This is a genomic window from Amycolatopsis jiangsuensis, from assembly GCF_014204865.1.
Classification (GTDB): Bacteria; Actinomycetota; Actinomycetes; order Mycobacteriales; family Pseudonocardiaceae; genus Amycolatopsis; species Amycolatopsis jiangsuensis.
This window is the reverse complement of the sequence record NZ_JACHMG010000001.1, coordinates 1117758-1134251: the sequence shown is the minus strand read 5'-3', so window position 1 is coordinate 1134251 and position 16494 is coordinate 1117758. Positions and strand designations below refer to the sequence as shown.

15 protein-coding genes are annotated in these 16494 nt (G+C 71.2%); 7 read left to right on the top strand and 8 right to left on the bottom strand.

Annotated features, from left to right (window positions below):
- Positions 1-84: 84 nt before the first annotated feature.
- Genes BJY18_RS04980 through BJY18_RS04970 form a run of 3 tightly spaced genes read left to right on the top strand, consistent with a single transcriptional unit; the run spans position 85 to position 3366 of the window.
- Positions 85-2022, top strand: coding sequence for a prolyl oligopeptidase family serine peptidase (locus BJY18_RS04980; RefSeq protein WP_184778072.1), 1938 nt, complete (start codon positions 85-87; stop codon positions 2020-2022).
- Positions 2019-2948, top strand: a complete 930-nt coding sequence (locus BJY18_RS04975; protein WP_184778070.1) for a S66 peptidase family protein — start codon at positions 2019-2021, stop codon at positions 2946-2948. Before BJY18_RS04980 ends, BJY18_RS04975 begins: the two co-directional genes overlap by 4 nt.
- Before the next feature lie 4 nt (positions 2949-2952).
- Positions 2953-3366 (top strand): TIGR03668 family PPOX class F420-dependent oxidoreductase, encoded by a 414-nt coding sequence (locus tag BJY18_RS04970; protein WP_184778068.1) that lies wholly within the window; start codon positions 2953-2955, stop codon positions 3364-3366.
- Positions 3367-3472: 106 nt separating this feature from the next.
- On the opposite strand, the gene dhaL is transcribed toward BJY18_RS04970, so the two are convergent.
- From dhaL to BJY18_RS04955, 3 genes are read right to left on the bottom strand one after another with little or no spacing between them, the layout of a single operon-like run.
- Positions 3473-4084 carry a dihydroxyacetone kinase subunit DhaL gene (gene dhaL / locus BJY18_RS04965; protein WP_184778066.1) on the bottom strand — a complete coding sequence of 204 codons (612 nt, stop codon included), beginning with the start codon at positions 4082-4084 and terminating at the stop codon, positions 3473-3475.
- Complete coding sequence (locus BJY18_RS04960) at positions 4081-5088, bottom strand: dihydroxyacetone kinase subunit DhaK (protein ID WP_184778064.1); 1008 nt, start codon at positions 5086-5088, stop codon at positions 4081-4083. Before BJY18_RS04960 ends, dhaL begins: the two co-directional genes overlap by 4 nt.
- Positions 5085-6428: an MFS transporter gene (locus BJY18_RS04955; RefSeq protein ID WP_184778062.1), complete on the bottom strand. Its 1344-nt coding sequence runs from the start codon at positions 6426-6428 to the stop codon at positions 5085-5087. Before BJY18_RS04955 ends, BJY18_RS04960 begins: the two co-directional genes overlap by 4 nt.
- A 99-nt stretch (positions 6429-6527) precedes the next feature.
- Here BJY18_RS04955 and BJY18_RS04950 point away from each other — a divergent pair, with 99 nt between their 5' ends.
- Genes BJY18_RS04950 through BJY18_RS04940 form a run of 3 tightly spaced genes read left to right on the top strand, consistent with a single transcriptional unit; the run spans position 6528 to position 9571 of the window.
- Entirely contained in the window at positions 6528-7418 is an 891-nt protein-coding gene (locus BJY18_RS04950; RefSeq protein WP_184778060.1) for a dihydrodipicolinate synthase family protein, read from the top strand.
- The gene (locus tag BJY18_RS04945) at positions 7415-8845 is read left to right on the top strand and encodes an aldehyde dehydrogenase (NADP(+)) (RefSeq protein WP_184778057.1); all 1431 of its coding nucleotides are present in this window, start codon (positions 7415-7417) and stop codon (positions 8843-8845) included. Before BJY18_RS04950 ends, BJY18_RS04945 begins: the two co-directional genes overlap by 4 nt.
- A 51-nt stretch (positions 8846-8896) precedes the next feature.
- Positions 8897-9571: a GntR family transcriptional regulator gene (locus BJY18_RS04940; RefSeq protein ID WP_184778055.1), complete on the top strand. Its 675-nt coding sequence runs from the start codon at positions 8897-8899 to the stop codon at positions 9569-9571.
- A 15-nt stretch (positions 9572-9586) separates the two neighbouring features.
- Here the strand turns inward: BJY18_RS04940 and BJY18_RS04935 are convergent, their stop codons facing one another.
- From BJY18_RS04935 to BJY18_RS04925, 3 genes are all read right to left on the bottom strand, one after another.
- Positions 9587-10900, bottom strand: a complete 1314-nt coding sequence (locus tag BJY18_RS04935) for an MFS transporter (RefSeq protein ID WP_184778054.1) — start codon at positions 10898-10900, stop codon at positions 9587-9589.
- Positions 10901-10951: 51 nt separating this feature from the next.
- Complete coding sequence (locus BJY18_RS04930; protein ID WP_184778052.1) at positions 10952-12343, bottom strand: FAD-binding oxidoreductase; 1392 nt, start codon at positions 12341-12343, stop codon at positions 10952-10954.
- An 85-nt stretch (positions 12344-12428) separates the two neighbouring features.
- Entirely contained in the window at positions 12429-13346 is a 918-nt protein-coding gene (locus BJY18_RS04925; protein ID WP_184778050.1) for a dihydrodipicolinate synthase family protein, read from the bottom strand.
- A gap of 84 nt (positions 13347-13430) precedes the next feature.
- Between BJY18_RS04925 and BJY18_RS04920 the strand changes: the two genes are divergently transcribed.
- The gene (locus tag BJY18_RS04920; RefSeq protein WP_184778048.1) at positions 13431-14114 is read left to right on the top strand and encodes a GntR family transcriptional regulator; all 684 of its coding nucleotides are present in this window, start codon (positions 13431-13433) and stop codon (positions 14112-14114) included.
- 4 nt (positions 14115-14118) lie between these two features.
- Here BJY18_RS04920 and BJY18_RS04915 read toward each other — a convergent pair whose 3' ends face one another.
- Both BJY18_RS04915 and BJY18_RS04910 read right to left on the bottom strand, forming a co-directional pair.
- On the bottom strand, positions 14119-15009 hold the full coding sequence (locus tag BJY18_RS04915) for a dihydrodipicolinate synthase family protein (protein WP_184778046.1): 891 nt from the start codon (positions 15007-15009) through the stop codon (positions 14119-14121).
- A 137-nt stretch (positions 15010-15146) separates the two neighbouring features.
- Positions 15147-16484 (bottom strand): MFS transporter, encoded by a 1338-nt coding sequence (locus BJY18_RS04910; RefSeq protein WP_184778044.1) that lies wholly within the window; start codon positions 16482-16484, stop codon positions 15147-15149.
- Between the last annotated feature and the right edge of the window lie 10 nt (positions 16485-16494).

Here is a 16494-nt window from a genome sequence, read left to right as displayed (position 1 = left end):
CCGGGTTGACCGGATGCCGCGGCGGGTGTCCGACGCTGACCGTACGGGTCCGGACACGCAGCGGATCGCCGCTAGGCTTTCCGGGTGGCTCGGATCTCTTCGTACGGAACATGGACCTCGCCCGTGTCGGCAGCGGCCACCGCCGCGGCCGACCGTGGCGCGCAATGGCTCGCCGCGGTCGACGGTGTGCTCTGGTGGGCCGAAACCCGGCCGGCCGAGGGCGGGCGGGTCGCGCTCGTGCGGTCGCTGCCCGGCGGCGGCACCGAGGACGTGCTGCCCGAGCCGTGGAACGTCCGCAACCGCGTGCACGAGTACGGCGGACGGCCGTGGGTCGCGGTGGGCTCGGTGATCGTGTTCACGCACTGGACCGACCAGCGCCTGTACGCATTGAGCGAAAGCGAAGGCGAGATCGTGCCGCTCACCCCGGAGCCGGCCACGCCGCAGGGCGTCCGGTACGGCGATCTGCGGCCCGGTCTCGAGGGCGAGGTGTGGGCCGTGCGGGAGCGCAGCACCGGGCCGAGGCGTACGGACATCGCGCGGGAGCTCGTCGCGATCCGGCTGGACGACGGCGCCGAGCGGGTGCTGGTGGACGGCTACCGGTTCTTCACCGCCCCGCAGCTGTCCCCGGACGGCACACACGCGGCGTGGCTGGCGTGGGACCACCCGGCGATGCCCTGGGACGGCACCGAGTTGTTCGTCGCGCCGGTGGACGGCGACGGCTCGTTCGGCGCCGCGCGGGTGCTCGCCGGCGGACCGGAGGTCGCGGTGTGCCAGCTGGAGTGGGAGTCGGCGGAGCAGCTGCTGGTGCTGGCGGATCCGGACGGCTGGTGGAACCTGCACCGGGTCGGGCTCGACGGCACCGCAGTCAATCTCGCGCCGGTGCAGCGGGAACTGGGCGGCCCGATGTGGAAGCTCGGCGTGAGCTGGTTCGCCCCGCTGGGCGGCGGGCGATTCGCGGTGCTCGACGCCGGGCAGCTGGCGGTGCTGGACGAACACGCCGGTTCGGTGACCCCGGTGGACACCGACCTGACCGTGTGGTCGTCGGCCGGGCTGGTCCCGGTGCCGGGCGGGGTCGCCGGCATCGCCGCGGGCGCGCGGTCGGACGACGCCGTGGTGCGGATCGATCCGGCCACCGGGGTGGTGACCGAGCTGTCCCCGCGTCCGGACGAGCTGCCGTCCGCGGACTACCTGCCGGTGCCGCAGGAGCGGGTCTTCACCGCGGCAGACGGGTCGCGGATCCCGGCGTTCGTCTTTCCCCCGGCCAATCCGGAGTTCACCGCTCCCGAGGGTGAGCTGCCGCCGTATCTGGTCCATGTGCACGGCGGGCCGACCGGCCGCAGCGACGGTGCGCTGAGCCTGGACTTCACCTACTTCACCAGCCGCGGTATCGGAGTGGTCGCGGTGAACTACGGGGGCTCGACCGGCTACGGGCGGGCGTTCCGGGAGCGGCTGCGGGAGCAGTGGGGCGTGGTCGACGTCCAGGACTGCGTCGCGGTCGCCGAGGCGCTGGTGGCCGAGGGCCTGGCGGATCCGGCGCGGCTCGCGGTGCGCGGTGGCAGCGCGGGCGGGTTCACCTCCGCCGCCTCGATCACGACGACCCGTACCTACGCCGCGGCTACGGTGAAGTTCCCGATCCTGGACTTCACCTCCTGGACAGGAGACGGCGGCGAGACACACGACTTCGAGTCGCGGTACCTGACCGGGCTGGTCGGCCCGTACCCCGAGACCGAGCAGCGGTACCGGGAGCGCTCGCCGATCACGCACGTGGACTCCCTGGCCGGGCCGGTGCTGTTCCTGCAGGGCCTCGACGACCAGATCTGCCCGCCGGAGCAGGCGGACCGGTTCGTCGCCGGGCTCGCGGGGAGCGGGATCCCGCACGCCTACCTGCGGTTCGAGGGTGAGCAGCACGGATTCCGCAAGGCGGAGACGATCATCGCCGCGCTGGAGGCGGAGCTGTCGTTCTACGGGCAGGTCTTCGGTTTCGTTCCCCCGGACGTGCCGGTGCTGGAGCTGGACCGATGACACCGCCCCTGGAACCGGCCCGGAGGCCGGCTCGGCTCCGGGCCGGCGACACAGTGGCGCTCGTCGCGCCGTCGGGTCCGGTGCCACCGGACTTGCTGGACGCCGCTTTGCCGGTGCTGCACGGCTGGGGAGTGAAGGTTCGTGTCGGCGCCGGCGTGCGGAGGCAGCCAGGTGCCCCGGCGTACCTGGCTGCCTCCGACGAGGACCGGGCCGCGGAGTTCACCGAGGCGTGGCTGGACCCGGAGGTGCGGAGCGTGCTCGCTGCCCGCGGTGGGTACGGCGCCCAGCGGATGGTCGATCTCGTCGACTGGTCAGCGCTGTCCGCAGTGGAGCCGAAAGTGCTGGCCGGATCGAGCGATGTGACGGCTGTGCACCGTGCGGTGCACACGCGGCTCGGGCTGAGCACGCTCTTTTCGCCGATGCCGGCGAGTGTGCTGTTCGACGAGGTCGCCGCCGAGCACCTGCGGCGGACGTTGTTCGAGCCGGAGCACACGCGCGTCCTGCGGGCGCGGGAGCCGGACGTGCTGGTTTCCGGATGCGCCTCGGGGCTGCTGGTGGGCGGGAACCTGTCGCTGCTGGCGGCCGGGATCGGCACCCCGGAGCAGGGGTGCGCGCGGGACGGGATCGTGCTGCTGGAGGACGTGACCGAGAGCGTCTACCGGATCGACCGGATGCTCACGCAGCTGCTGCGGTCCGGCTGGTTCGCCGGGGTGCGCGGGATCGTGCTGGGTTCGTGGGCGGCGTGCGGCGATCCGGCGGAGATCCGGAATCTGGTCGCCGAACGGCTGACGCCGCTGGGGGTGCCGATGCTGAGCGGGTTCGGGTTCGGTCACGTCGCGTCGTCGCCGACGGTGCCACTCGGCGTCACTGCCGCACTGGACACCGAGCTCGCCACGCTCACCCTCGACTCCCCCGCGTTGGGCTGATCGCATGCGCCTGTCCCCGGAGGAAGCCCGCACCCGCCTCGCCGCCGCACGCGTGGCCCGCCTCGCGACGGCGGACGCCCGCGGGGTGCCGCACCTGGTTCCGGTGACGTTCGCCGTGCGCGGGGACACGATCGTCTTCGCGGTCGACCACAAACCGAAGAGCAGCACGGCGTTGCGGCGGCTGGCGAACATCGCGGACAACCCGGCGGTGTGCTTCCTGGCCGACGAGTACGACGAGGACTGGTCCCGCCTGTGGTGGGTCCGTGCGGACGGCGTGGCGCGGACGGTCCCGGACGGGGAGCGGGATCCGTTCGTCGGCTGGCTCGTGGCGAAGTATCCGCAGTACGCGGAGCGTCCACCGGAACACGCGGTGGTGGCGACGGAAGTCCGCGCCTGGCGGGGCTGGGCAGGTTCGTGACAACGGCAGTTCGCGCCTGGCCGGGGCTGGGCGGGCACCTGACAGCTGCATGGTGCAGCTACCTCACCGGGCAGTCACCCGGCGAGGCGGCCGCTGCTTCCGGTGCTCAGTCCACCGCGGGCGCGCCGAACAGCAGCGCGATCGTCACCGCACCGGGATCGGGCACGCCGACCGCGTGGTCGCCGACGTAGCTCGCCCGGCCCCTGCGGGCGCGGATGTCCTCGGTGCTGAGGGCGCCGCGTTGCGCGGCTTCCGCGGCGACCTCGAACGCGTCGCCCGGCGACGCGTCCGGCCCCAGCGCACGCAGCGCATCGGCGGCCGGGGACAATGCGTCCACCAGTGTCTTGTCCCCGACCTCTGCCTCGCCGACGCGCTGGATCGCCGCCAGCCCCTCCGCAGTGCCTTCGGCCAGCGCCGCGGCGGTCAGCTCGGTCCCGCTGCTCGCCGCCAGCGCCTGGAACAGCAAGCCGAACAGCGGGCCGCTCGTGCCGCCGACCCGGTCCAGGAACACCCCTGCGGTCGCAGACAGCACGTCGGCCGCGGGTGCCTGCGCGGGGAGCCCGGCGAGTGCCGTGCGGACGAGCTTGACCGCGCCGGTGATGTTCGCACCGAAGTCTCCGTCGCCCGCGGCCTGGTCGTAGGCGGTCAGCCGGGGTTCGCTGGCCTCGGTGCGGTCGGCGAAGCCGAGGATCCAGTCCTGTGCCGTCGTGGTGCTCATGCAGACTCCTCGTTGATCCAGGCGGCCGTGTGCGCGGGCGCGTCCCACAGTGCCGTCAGCTCGTCGTCGGTCCGGCTGAGCGACAGGGAGAACCCGCGCATGTCCAGCGCGGTCACCAGCGGGCCCACCCGCCGTCGTTCGAGTACGACACCACGCTCGGACAGCTCTTCGGCGAAGCGCTCGAAGATGCCGTACAGCTCGAGCGGGGTGACCGAGCCGAGGCCGTTGACCAGAGCGGTCACCCGCGATCCGGCGGTCAGGGCCAACGCGTCGGCCAGCGCGGCCGTCAGGTCGCGCACGAGCGGGCCGATCTCGGCGTTCTCCCGGACCACCCCGGAGCGCTCACCGTGGATGCCGACGCCGTATTCCACCGCGTTCTCCGGAAGCGTGAACGCCGCGCGGCCGGTGCCGGGTGCGGTCTGCGCGCCGGAGGCGACGGCGATGCTGCGGCTGCCGTCGACGATCCGCTTGCCCAGGCCTTCGAGTTCGTCCAGCGAACGTCCCTCGTCGGCCGCGGCACCGAGCAGCTTCTCCACGATCACCGTGGCGCCCGTTCCGCGCCGGCCGACCGCGATGTCCTCGGAGTCGGTCGCCACGTCGTCGTCCACCAGCACCCGCGCGCACGGGATCCCGTCGTGCTGCAGGCGCTCGGCGGCGATGCCGAAGTTGATCCGATCACCCGTGTAGTTCTTCACGATGTGCAGGACGCCGCCGGATTTCGCGACCGCGCGGGAGGCTTCGTAGACCTGCCGGTTGTGCGGGGAAGCGAAGATCCGGCCGGGGCAGGCCGCGTCGAGCAGCCCGCCGCCGACGAAACCGGCGTGCAGCGGTTCGTGGCCGGAACCGCCGCCGGACACCAGCCCCACCACCCGTCCTGGCGCGGGCCGCCGGGCGCTGAGGTAGCCGGGGTCGGCGATGTGCTCGACCAGACCGGCGTGCGCGCGGGCGAATCCGGCCAGCGCGGAGTCGACCAGGTCGTCGGGCGAGTTCGCGAAGTAGCTCATCGAGCGGCTCCTACCGGGGTTTCGAGCTGCGGCACGGTGCTCTCCCCGCGCCGCAGCGGGATGGTGCAGAGGCTGGACAGGATCGCGACCCCGGCGACGTAGGCCACGACCCAGCCCCATCCCCCGCCGCCCGCGACGATCAGCGCCGAGCCGAGCAGCGGGGCCAGCCCGCCGCCGAGCGTGGCGCCGAACTGCTGGGTGATGGACAGGCCGGTGTAGCGGACGTCGACCGGGTAGAGGTTGGCGAACAGCGCGGCCTGCGCGCCGTACATCGCGCCGTGGCCCACCGCGAGGCCGAGCGCCATCGCGACGGTGATCAGCACCGGGTCGCGGGTGTCGAGCAGCAGGAAGAACGGCACGGCCAGCACGACCTGGAACACCGCGCCGCCGATGTAGAGCTTGCGCCGCCCGATCCGGTCGGAGAGCCGGCCGAAGAACGGCAGGGTCAGGCATTCCAGTGCGCAGGCGATCAGGATCCCGATCAGCACCGGGGTCTTCTCCATGCCCAGCTGCGTGGTGGCGTAGGAGAGCGCGACGACGTAGTAGACGTTGAACAGGCCGCTTTCGGCGATTTTCGCGACGATCGAGAAGAGCACGTCCCGGAGCTGGTGCTTGAGCACCACGGCGACCGGTGCCTTGTGGGAGTCGGCCTCCTTGCGGAACCTGGCGAACTCGGGGCTTTCGCCGATCTTCAGCCGCAGATACAGGCCGAGTCCGATGAGGACGGCCGAGAGCAGGAACGGGATGCGCCAGCCCCAGTCCTCGAACTGGGCGTCGGACATCGTGGTGTCCAGAATGGACACGACACCGACCGGGATGAGGACGCCGGCAGGGGTGCCGATGTGTACGAGGCTGGTGTAGAAGCCCTGTTTGCCGCGAGGCGCGAACTCCATGGCCATCAGCACGCCACCGCCGTACTCACCGCCCATGCCCAGCCCTTGCAGCAGCCGGATCAGCACGAGCAGGATCGGCGCGGCCACCCCGATCTTCGCGTAGGAGGGCAGCACTCCGATCAGCACCGTGCCCAGGCCCATGATCAGCAGCGTGGTCACCAGCATCGCCTTGCGGCCCAGCCGGTCACCGAAGTGACCGAACAGCACGCCGCCGAGCGGCCGGGCGAGATAGCCGACGAAGAACGTGGAGAACGAAGCGAGCGCACCGACCGCCGGGGACACCGACGGGAAGAACACCTTGTCGAACACCAGCGCGGCAGTGGTCGCGTACAGCGTGAAGTCGTAGTACTCGACCGTGGTGCCCAGCGCGCTGGCCACCGCCACGCGCCGGGCGGCCGCGCGGTCCGCCGGTTGCTGTCCGCTCGTCGTCGAGGCGGCCTGCGTCATCGTCACTCCTTCACTTCGGTCGCCAACTAGAATATCAGATCCTGTATCTCTGTTACAGTGCGTACGGAAAGCCCATCTCTCACCTTCGGGAGCATCCCCATGTCACAGCTCGACCTGCACGGGATCATCGCCACGGTGGTCACCCCCTTCGACGAGCGGGACGAGGTGGACCACGACCTGCTCCGCGGCGAGGTCAAGCACTTGCTGAACCAGGGCGTCACCGCCATCTGCGCGTGCGGCAGCACCGGCGAGGGCCACACCCTGTCGGCCGAGGAGAGCGCCGCCATCTGCGCCACGGTCGTCGCCGAGGTCGCCGGCCGGGTGCCGGTGATCGGCGGCGTCATCCAGAACTCGACCGCCGAGGCGATCCGCTATGGCCACGCCCTCAAGGCGGCCGGCGTCGACGCGCTGCAGGTCACGCCCGTGCACTACGTCTTCGCGCCCTCGCAGGACGAAAGCGTCGCCTACTACCGCAAGATCGCCGCCGAGGTCGGGCTGCCGATCGTGCTCTACAACGTCGTGCCGTGGGCGCTGCTCGGCGTCGACGTCATCGAACGCCTCGCCGAGGAGGTGCCCGGCGTGATCGCGGTCAAGCAGAGCGGTGGCGACATCCACCTGCTGGCGCAGATCCTGCACCGTGTGCGCGACAAGATCACCGTGCTCGCGGCTCTCGACGACCTGCATTACCCCTCCTTCGTGATGGGTGCGCACGGTGCGCTCGCGGCTATCCCGACCGTCACCCCGAAGCTGTCAGTGGACCTGTGGGACGCGGTGCGCCGCGGTGACCACGAGGAGGCGCTTCGCCTGCACAACGTGATCCTCGCCGTGTGGACCGCGATCGACGGTCCGAATCTGCCCGCACGCATCAAGGCGGCGCTGGAGTTGCAGGGCCGCCACGGCGGGCTGCCACGGCATCCATTCGCCCCGGCCACCGATGCCGAACGCGCGACCATCCGTGCCGCGCTCGACGCTGCCGGGCTGCTCGCATGAGTACGGCGTCCGAAGTGGACAGTGCCGCGCGGTCGGCCGCCGCGGCGGCGCGCTGGGCCGAAGACCTGCCCCGAACGCGCCGCGCCGGCTTGCTGGAGGCGATGGCCGCCGAACTGGAGGCGGACGCCGAGGCGATCGTGGCGGACGCCGATCGCGAGACCTCGCTCGGTGAACCGCGCCTGCGCGGTGAGCTGAACCGGACCACCTACCAACTGCGGCTTTTCGCCGAGACCGTACGGGACGGCGGCTACCTCGAGGCCACTGTCGACCACGCCGGGGACACTCCGATGGGCCCGCGGCCGGACCTGCGCAGGATGCTCGTCCCGCTCGGGCCGGTAGCGGTGTTCGGTGCCAGCAACTTCCCGCTCGCGTTCTCCGTGCCCGGCGGTGACACCGCGGCCGCGCTCGCGGCCGGCTGCCCGGTGGTGATCAAGGCCCATCCCGCGCATCCGGACACCTCGCAGCGTTGCTTCGACGCGCTGTCGCGGGCGGCCAAGGCGAACGGGGCGCCGGACGGGCTGCTGGGGCTGGTGTCCGGGCAGCAGGCCGGCGTCGACCTGATCACGCATCCGGCGATCAAGGCGGCGGCGTTCACCGGCTCCCCCGCCGGCGGCCGCGTGCTCGGCGAACTGGCGGCGAACCGTCCGGAGCCGATCCCGTTCTACGGCGAGCTGGGCAGCATCAACCCGGTCGTCGTGACCGCCGCGGCCGCGGCCGAACGTGCCGCTGAACTCGGCACCGGCCTCGCCGGATCGGCGCTGCTCGGCGCCGGTCAGTTCTGCACCAAACCGGGGCTGGTGTTCCTGCCGGATTCCGAGGCAGGACAGCAGATCGCCGACGGTATGGCGGCGGAGTTCGCGGCCCGTCCGGAACACGCGATGCTCACCGCGGGCATCCGCGAGGCCTTCGACCGGCGGGCCGGCGAACTGGCCGCACAGGGCGTCACCGAGCTGATGCACGCCCCGGGTGGACGGCTGTTCTCCGTGGCCGCCGCGGAGTTCACCGAACCCGTCGCCGACGAGTGCTTCGGACCGTCCACCGTGCTGGTGCGCTACCCGGACGAGGCCGGACTCGATGCGGCGCTGGCGAAAGTGCCGGGTTCGCTCACCGCGACGCTCCACACCGGACAGTCCGAGGACGTCCGTGAGCTGACGCGCCGCTTGCGTGAGCGCGCCGGCCGGGTGCTGTTCAACGGCTATCCGACCGGGGTCGCGGTGTCGTGGGCGCAGCATCACGGCGGTCCGTGGCCCTCGACGACGTCGGCGCTGCACACGTCGGTCGGGATGACCGCGCCGAGGCGGTTCCTGCGGCCGGTGACCTGGCAGGACGCACCCGAGGCCGTGCTGCCCGAGGAGCTGCGCGAAAGCCCGGCCGAGGAGTTCCTCGTGCCCCGGCGCGTGGACGGACGGTGGTTGCCCCGCGGCTGAGCCGCGGGACGTTAGGGTGGGCGGGCCGATCGCCGAGGGAAACGAGGTGGCATGACCGCACCCGGCCCCGGACTCGTCACGGACAAGCTGTCCGAGCAGATCTACCGGTTGCTGCGCAGCCGGATCGTGCACGGGGAGCTCGAACCGGGGCACCGGATCGACCTGCCCGCCCTGATCGCGGAACTGGGCATCTCGAAGACCCCGCTGCGGGAGGCGCTGGCCAGGCTGGAGATCGACGGCCTGGTCAGCACCAAACCCCGCTCGGGAACCTTCGTCGCGACACTGACCGTCAAGGACATCGGCGAGGTGTGCGATCTGCGTCGCGGCATCGAATGGGCAGCCGCGTCCGAGGCCGCGCGGCGGATTCCCGAGGACCTCGTGCACGAGCTGCGCGCGGAGGTCGTCGAGGCCGAGCGCAAGGCGCGGGACGGCGACTACGAGCCGTTCTTCGCCAGCGACCAGCGGCTGCACGCGGCGATCATGACCCACTCGGGCAACGACCGGCTCATCCGGGTGCGGGATTCGGTCGAGGCCTACGTGCAGTGGATGCGGGTGGTCGGCGCCACCGGACCGCATCGCATCGCCGGGTCCAGCCGACGGCACCGGGAAATCCTCGACGCGCTGCTGACCCGCGAGCCCGCGGACGCCGCGGCGGCGGTGGCGCAGCACATCGAAGAAGTGAAGATCTGGACCATCGAGGACTTCGGGCAGCTCGGTCACCGCTGAGCACCGCCGCCCGGCTCAGCGGGCGGCCTCGGCGTCCGGGTCGAGTCGCTCCACCTTGTCGATCAGCACCAGGTAGGCGAAGAACCCGGCCACCGCGAGGATCGCGACGAACACCAGCGCGCCGTTGAAGGAGCCGCTGGCGTCGAGGATCACGCCGACGACGATCGGCACGATCGCCCCGCCCAGGTTCGTGAAGAACCCGAACACACCGCCGGAGAGCCCCATCATCCGCAGCGGCGCGATTTCCGAGGCCAGGGTCCAGCCGATCGCACTCATGCCCTGCGCGAAGAACGCCACCGACATCACCGTGATCACCGCGGCCGGCGCCGAGGTGTAGTTGCCCAGGATGATCGACGCCGAACCGGCGAAGCCGAGCATCATCGGCACTTTCCGGGCCACCGTGCGGGAAACCCCGCGTTTGAGCATCCGGTCCGACAGCGCGCCACTGAACAGCACCCCCACCAGCGCCGCCAGGTACGGCAGCGAAGCGAGGAACCCGGCCTTCACGAACGCCATGCCCTTCGCCTCGACGAGGTAGCTCGGGAACCAGGTCAGGAAGAACCACATCACGCCGTTGGTGCAGAACTGCGCGAGGTACATGCCCCACATCCGGCGCTTGGTCAGCAGGTACTTCAGGTCCGCCCGGGTGGCCTTGCGCTTCTCCTGCGGAGCCGCGTCGGCGGCGGTCAGCGCGCGCTCGGCGTCGTTGACCTTCGGATGCTCGGCCGGGGTGCTCTTGGCGAAGCGGAACCACAGCATCGACACCACCACCCCGGCGAGACCGAGCAGCAGGAAGATCGAATGCCATCCGTAGCTGGTCACCAGCCACGCCAGCAGCGGCAGGAACAGCGCCAGTCCGATGAAGTTGCCCGAGTTGTACACCGCGGTCGCCCTGGCACGTTCCTTCGACGGGAACCAGGCGGTGACCATCTTGTTGTTGCCCGCGAAGGAAGGCGCCTCGGCGATCCCGAGGGTGATGCGCAGCCCGAGGAATCCGGCGAACCCGCGGGCCGCCGCGATCGCACAGGTCGCCAGCGACCAGAACAGGATCGCGTAGCCGTAGGTGAGTTTCGCGCCGTAGCGGTCGAGCAGCCAGCCGCCGGGGATCTGGCACAGCACGTAAGCCCAGGAGAACGCCGAGAGCAGCGCGCCCTGCTGGGTGCCGGACAGGCCGAACTCGTCCTTGATCGCCGGCATGGCGATCGAGAGGATCGTGCGGTCCAGGTAGTTGACCGCCGTGACGGCGAGGATGAGACCCAGGATCCGGTACCGGACCGTGGTGGGACGCAGGCCCGCCGCGAGGGCGGACACGCGTGGCTGCACTGCCATGCCGTGCTCCAGGGGACGACGGGCGGCCCGGGTGGCCGCGCCGGGGAGAGGTCAGAACCGGGCGAGGACCTTGCCGGGGTTCAGGATCGAGCGGGGGTCGAAGGCGGTCTTGATCCACCGGTGCGCGTCGAGGCCGACCGGACCGAGTTCGCGTTCGAGCCAGCCGCGTTTGAGCAGGCCGACGCCGTGCTCGCCGGTGATCGTGCCGCCGAGGCGCAGGCCCAGCGCCATCACGGCCTCGAATGCCTCCTCGGCCCGCCGCTTCTCGTCCGGGTCGGCGGCGTCGAAGACGATCGTGGGGTGCATGTTGCCGTCGCCCGCGTGGCCGGTACAGGCGATCCGGACGCCGAGCCGGTCGCCGATCTCGCCGACGCCGGCGACCAGCTCCCGCAGCCGGGTACGGGGAACGCACACGTCGTCGCTGAGCAACGCACCGCGCTTTTCCAGCACCAGGCCGACCGAACGGCGGGCGGCGAGGAAGAGCTTGCCTTCTTCGGGATCGTCGGCGACCAGGGCTTCTCCCCCGTGCCGCCGCACTGCCGTGGTGAACCCGCCGAGCACGCCCTCGGCCTCGGCGACGGAGTCCGACTGGGCGATCAGCACGGTGCTGGTACCGGGCGGGAAACCGTAGTCGCGCTCCCGCGAGACCTCCGCCAGCCCCACCGGATCGATCAGCTCCAGCAACGACGGGCGCAGTCCTCCGGTCATCACGTCGGTGACCGTCGCGCAGGCGGAGCCGAGATCGCCGAAGAACGCGATCGCGGTGCGCGGTGCCTCCGCCGCGGGACGCAACGCGGTGACGATCTTCGTGACCACGCCCAGCGTTCCCTCGGATCCGGTGAACAGCCGGGTGAGGTCGTAGCCGGCCACGCCCTTCGCCGTGTCGCGTCCGGTGCGCAGCACCCGCCCGTCGGCCAGCACGACCTCCAGTCCGCGGATCCAGTCCGCGGTCACGCCGTACTTCACACAGCACAGCCCGCCCGCGTTGGTCGCGACGTTGCCGCCGAGCGTCGACATCTCCCAGGAAGACGGATCCGGCGGGTAGAACAACCCCCGCCGCGCCACCGCACGCGAGAACTCGGCGTTCACCACACCCGGTTCGACGGTCGCGATCTGGTTGTCCTCGTCGATGCCGAGGATCGCCGTCATCCGCTCCAGTGAAAGGAGGATGGCGCCGTCGACCGCGTTGGCGCCGCCGGACAGCCCGGTCCGCGCGCCTTGCGGCACGACCGGAATCCGGTGCTCGTAGGCGTACCGAAGAACCGCCGAGACCTCCTCGGTGGTGCGCGGGCGCACAAGACACGCCGGAACCCCGGCCGGACACGTCGACGCGTGATCACAGCTGTGCGCGGCGAGCACGTCCGGATCGGTCTGCACCGTGCCACCGGGCAGCACCGCCGCCAGCGCGGTGGTGAGGTCGGTCGTGGCGAGCGGGACACTCATCGGTGAGTTCCTCCGGTTCGGATGGGCGGCGACCGGCACCGTCGGCCGGGTGGGATCGATCGGCGCGTTCGGACGGGAAGGCGGGTCAGCGCAGCGGCTCGACGCCGGGCGCGAGCAGGCCCGCGCCGTCGAGTGCGGCCGCGATCCGGGCACTGACCTCGGGAGTGACCGGGCTGACCGGCCGCCGCGGCAGCCCGCCGTCGCGGCCCTGCAGACGCAGCGCCTCCTTGATGGTGGCCGGCTGGTTCGGCCCGTCGATGGCCCGCCAGATCGGCAGGATCCGGCCGTGCAGCTTCCGGGCGAGCGCCAGATCGCCGGACTGCACCGCGTCCCACAACGCGGTGGACAGGAACGGCGTCACCGTCGGGATCGCCGCCAGCGCCCCCTGCGCGCCGAGGACGAACGCCGGCAGGTGCAGGTCGTCCACCGCGGCCAGCACGGAAATCCGGTCGGACACCGTCTCCACCAGATCGGCCAGCTTGTGCAGATCGCCGCCGGACTGCTTGATGCCGATCACCCACGGCAGATCGGCCAGCCGATCGACGAGCGCGGGCTCGATCAGCGCCCACGGCACCACGTTGTAGATCACGATCGGCAGCTCCAGCGCCGCGCCGATCTCCGCGTAGTACTCCACAGTGGACTCGGCCGTCGGCGCCCACAGGTAGTGCACCGGCGTGATCTGCAGGGCCGCGACGCCGGCGGCCTTGAGCGCGGCGCCATAGCGGAGCACCTCGTGCGTGGAGTTCTGGATGATGCCGCCGATCACCGGCACCCGGTCGGCGACCTCCTCGACGACGGTCGAGCACACCAGCGCGCTCTCCTGCGCCGACAACGCGTTGCCCTCGCCGGTGGTCCCGCACGCGCACAACGCGGTGACCTCGGCGCCGAGCAGATGGCGGACCTCCGCGCGTAGTCTGCCGGTGTCGATCTCGCCGTGTTCGTCGAACGGGGTCACGACCGTGGCGATGATTCCGCGCAGTGCGGGTCCGGGCTTCTCCGGCATGGACTGCTCCTCGTCGGCTGGAACATCAGATGTAATACTTCATTACCGGACGTGCACGAGGCCGTCGGCTGCGAAAGGACTTCGATGACGACGCCGGAAACCGGGTTCGCGGTGGTGACCGATTCATTGGCCGACCAGGTCTACCGGCTGCTGCGCGACCAGATCGTGCACGGCCGCCATCCGCAGGGCGAACGCCTGGACATCCCCGCGCTGGCGGCGTCGATGGGGGTGTCGAAGACGCCGATCCGCGAGGCACTGGTCCGCCTCGAAGCCGACCAGCTGGTCGTCACGCGGCCGCGGTCGGGCACGTTCGTCGCCCGCATCACCGCCGCGGACATCGACGAGATGTGCGGGATGCGCAAGGCGATCGAGTGGTTCGCGACCGGCGAGGCCACCCTGCGAATGCCCGAACGGACCAAACGCCGGCTCAAAGCCGAACTCGAGACGGCGGACCGGGCCGCCGCGCGCGGCGACTACGAACCGTTTTACCGCTCCGACCAGAACCTGCACCGCTCGATCGTCGAGCACGCCGGCAACGCGCGGGTGGTCGCCGTGCGCGACGGCATCGAGGCGTACCTCGAATGGCTTCGCATCGGCGACACCACCGACCCGGCACAGGTCGCCGTCTCCGCCGCACGCCACCACGAGATCGTCGACGCGATGCTCGCCGGCGACGCCGCGGCGGCCCGGGAGGTCGCGGCGCTGCACGTCGACGAGGTCCGCGAGCAGACCCTCGCCGATTTCCACGCCGCGCATCCCGAGTCCTGACCTGTCAGGCGAGCTTTACGTCCGCGGCCACGAGCGCGGCTCGCAGCGCCTCGCGTTCCGCGTCGCTCACCGGTGTCAGTGGCGACAGCCCATGTCCGCCGTCGCGGCCCTGCAACGCCAGCGCGGCCTTGATTCGCACGGTCATGTTCGGCCCGTCGATCGCCCGCCACACCGGCAGCTGCTTGTTGTGCAGCTCCAGTGCGGACGCGTGGTCGCCACGCCGCACGGCGTCCCACTGGGCCAGGCACAGTTCCGGCACCACCGTCAGCGTCGCGCTGATCGCGCCCTGCGCGCCGAGCAGGTAGCTCGGGTACAGCAGGTCGTCGACGGCGGTGAACACCTTTCCGCCCTCGGGCGCGAGGTGCAGCAGATCCGCCAGCTGGTGGATGTTGCCGCCCGACTGCTTCACCCCGATCACGTTCGGGACCTCGTTCAGCACGCGGGCGACGGTGGTCGCCGGGATGAGCGCGTACGGGATCACGTTGTAGATCACGATCGGCAGGCCGGTCTCGTCGGCGATGCGCCGGTAGTACTCGACGGTGGTGTCTTCGTCCGGCTGGAACAGGTAGTGCACCGGCGTCACCTGGAGCGCGTCCACCCCGGTGGCAGCGATCGCCTTGCCGTAGCGGATGACCTCCCTGGTGCTGTCGCGGATGATCCCGGCGACCACCGGAACCTGCCCGGCGGTCTCGGCCACCGCGGCCTCGGCGAACGCGACCGAATCCTCGAGGCTGACCATCTGGCCGTCGCCGGTGCTGCCCGTGATGCACAACCCGTGCACGCCGAGGTCGAGGTGGTAGCGGACCTCCGCGCGCAGGGCCGCCGGATCCGGCTGCTCGTCCGCGGTGAACGGGCTGACCAGCGGCGGGATGATGCCGTGGAGATCGAGGGTCATCGCAAGTCCTTTCATGGGCCGCGGCACGGAAACCCCGCCGCCAGACGGGATTCCGGACGCCGGCACGCGCCGGGAGAAGGTCGGACCGGGAATGTAACCGGTGACATTTCTACCTTCGGCGACCGGGGCCGCTTCTGTCAAGAGCTACCGCTGCGCATGATCGCGACTGCCACGACGGTCAGCAGCGACAGCCCGCACGCGGTCAGCAGTGCTGTGCCGGCTCCGCTGGTGAAGAAGAGGCTGCCGAGTGCTGCGACGCCGAGCGTGCCGCCGAACTGCTGCACGGCGTTGAGCAGTCCCGCCGCGGACCCGTTCTCCTCCGGTCGCACCTTCGCCAGCGCGGTGGTGAAGAACGGCGCGGTGAACAGGCCGATGCCGGCTCCCACGACGGCCAGCGCCACCGGCAGCGCGTCCGGAGCCAGGAGCACCGTGACCACACCGGCGAGGAGCACCGCGAGCCCGGTGTACATGACGGATCCGCCGGCCCGGGGCACGAGCCAGTTTCCGGCGACCACCGCGGCCAGCCCCATCGCGACCGACCAGGGCAGCAGCCGGAGTCCGGTGGTGAGCGCGCCGGCGTGCTCGATCAGCTGGGCATGCAGCACGAACACCTGCAAGAGCCCCTGCATGACCGCGTAGAACAGGGTGGAACACACCAGTGCGGCCGGGAACCGGATCCGGGCGAACAGGCTCGGTTCGACCAGTGGCGCGGACCGCAGGCGCTGAGTGACCGCGAATCCGGTCAGCACCACCGCGCCGAGACCCAGCAGCAGCCAGTGCGCGCGCTCGATCAGCGGATAGATCACCAGCCCGGAGCCGGCCGCGACCAGCAGTGTGCCGAGCACGTCGAAACGAGGCCGGTGTGGCGCGAAGCTTCGCGGCAGCAGCCGGGTTCCGACGAGGGTGAGCACCCCGAGCGGCACGTTGACCAGGAACACCGAGCGCCAGGAGGAACCGAACAGGTCGGTGCTGGTGAGCACCCCGCCGAGAACCGGTCCGCAGACGGCGGCCAGGCCCATCACCGGGCCGATGGTGCCGAAGGCCCTGCCGAGGTCCGGACCGTCGAACATGGCCCGGATCAGGCCGATCGTCTGCGGAATGACCAGCGCCGCCGCCGCGCCCTGCACGGCTCGCGCGGTGATCAGCATCGTCGGCGTGAGTGCGCACGCGCACACCAGCGAGGCGAGCACGAAACCGGTCATGCCGAGCCGCAGCGCCCGCCTGCGGCCGATGATGTCCCCGATCCGGCCACCGGGGATCAGCAGCACCGCGAAGGCGAGCGTGTAGGCCGCGGTGAACCATTGGATGTCCGCACCGTCCCCCTGCAGTTCATTGCGGATCACCGGCGCCGCGACCTGGACGATCGTGGTGTCGAGCAGGTTCATCGCTTCGGCGAGCAGCAGCACGCACAGTGCCACCCACCGACTGCTCCGGGTGCCGGTCCCCGTGTCGTCGGGTCTGATCGATGTGGTCATGTCGCCGAGT

Excerpts from the sequence above, each read along its gene's own strand:
- BJY18_RS04975 (WP_184778070.1), top strand. The coding sequence starts at position 2,019 with ATGACACCGCCCCTGGAACCGGCCCGGAGGCCGGCTCGGCTCCGGGCC.
- BJY18_RS04970 (WP_184778068.1), top strand. The coding sequence starts at position 2,953 with ATGCGCCTGTCCCCGGAGGAAGCCCGCACCCGCCTCGCCGCCGCACGC.
- dhaL (WP_184778066.1), bottom strand. The coding sequence starts at position 4,084 with ATGAGCACCACGACGGCACAGGACTGGATCCTCGGCTTCGCCGACCGC.
- BJY18_RS04960 (WP_184778064.1), bottom strand. The coding sequence starts at position 5,088 with ATGAGCTACTTCGCGAACTCGCCCGACGACCTGGTCGACTCCGCGCTG.
- BJY18_RS04955 (WP_184778062.1), bottom strand. The coding sequence starts at position 6,428 with ATGACGCAGGCCGCCTCGACGACGAGCGGACAGCAACCGGCGGACCGC.
- BJY18_RS04950 (WP_184778060.1), top strand. The coding sequence starts at position 6,528 with ATGTCACAGCTCGACCTGCACGGGATCATCGCCACGGTGGTCACCCCC.
- BJY18_RS04945 (WP_184778057.1), top strand. The coding sequence starts at position 7,415 with ATGAGTACGGCGTCCGAAGTGGACAGTGCCGCGCGGTCGGCCGCCGCG.
- BJY18_RS04940 (WP_184778055.1), top strand. The coding sequence starts at position 8,897 with ATGACCGCACCCGGCCCCGGACTCGTCACGGACAAGCTGTCCGAGCAG.
- BJY18_RS04935 (WP_184778054.1), bottom strand. The coding sequence starts at position 10,900 with ATGGCAGTGCAGCCACGCGTGTCCGCCCTCGCGGCGGGCCTGCGTCCC.
- BJY18_RS04930 (WP_184778052.1), bottom strand. The coding sequence starts at position 12,343 with ATGAGTGTCCCGCTCGCCACGACCGACCTCACCACCGCGCTGGCGGCG.
- BJY18_RS04925 (WP_184778050.1), bottom strand. The coding sequence starts at position 13,346 with ATGCCGGAGAAGCCCGGACCCGCACTGCGCGGAATCATCGCCACGGTC.
- BJY18_RS04920 (WP_184778048.1), top strand. The coding sequence starts at position 13,431 with ATGACGACGCCGGAAACCGGGTTCGCGGTGGTGACCGATTCATTGGCC.
- BJY18_RS04915 (WP_184778046.1), bottom strand. The coding sequence starts at position 15,009 with ATGACCCTCGATCTCCACGGCATCATCCCGCCGCTGGTCAGCCCGTTC.
- BJY18_RS04910 (WP_184778044.1), bottom strand. The coding sequence starts at position 16,484 with ATGACCACATCGATCAGACCCGACGACACGGGGACCGGCACCCGGAGC.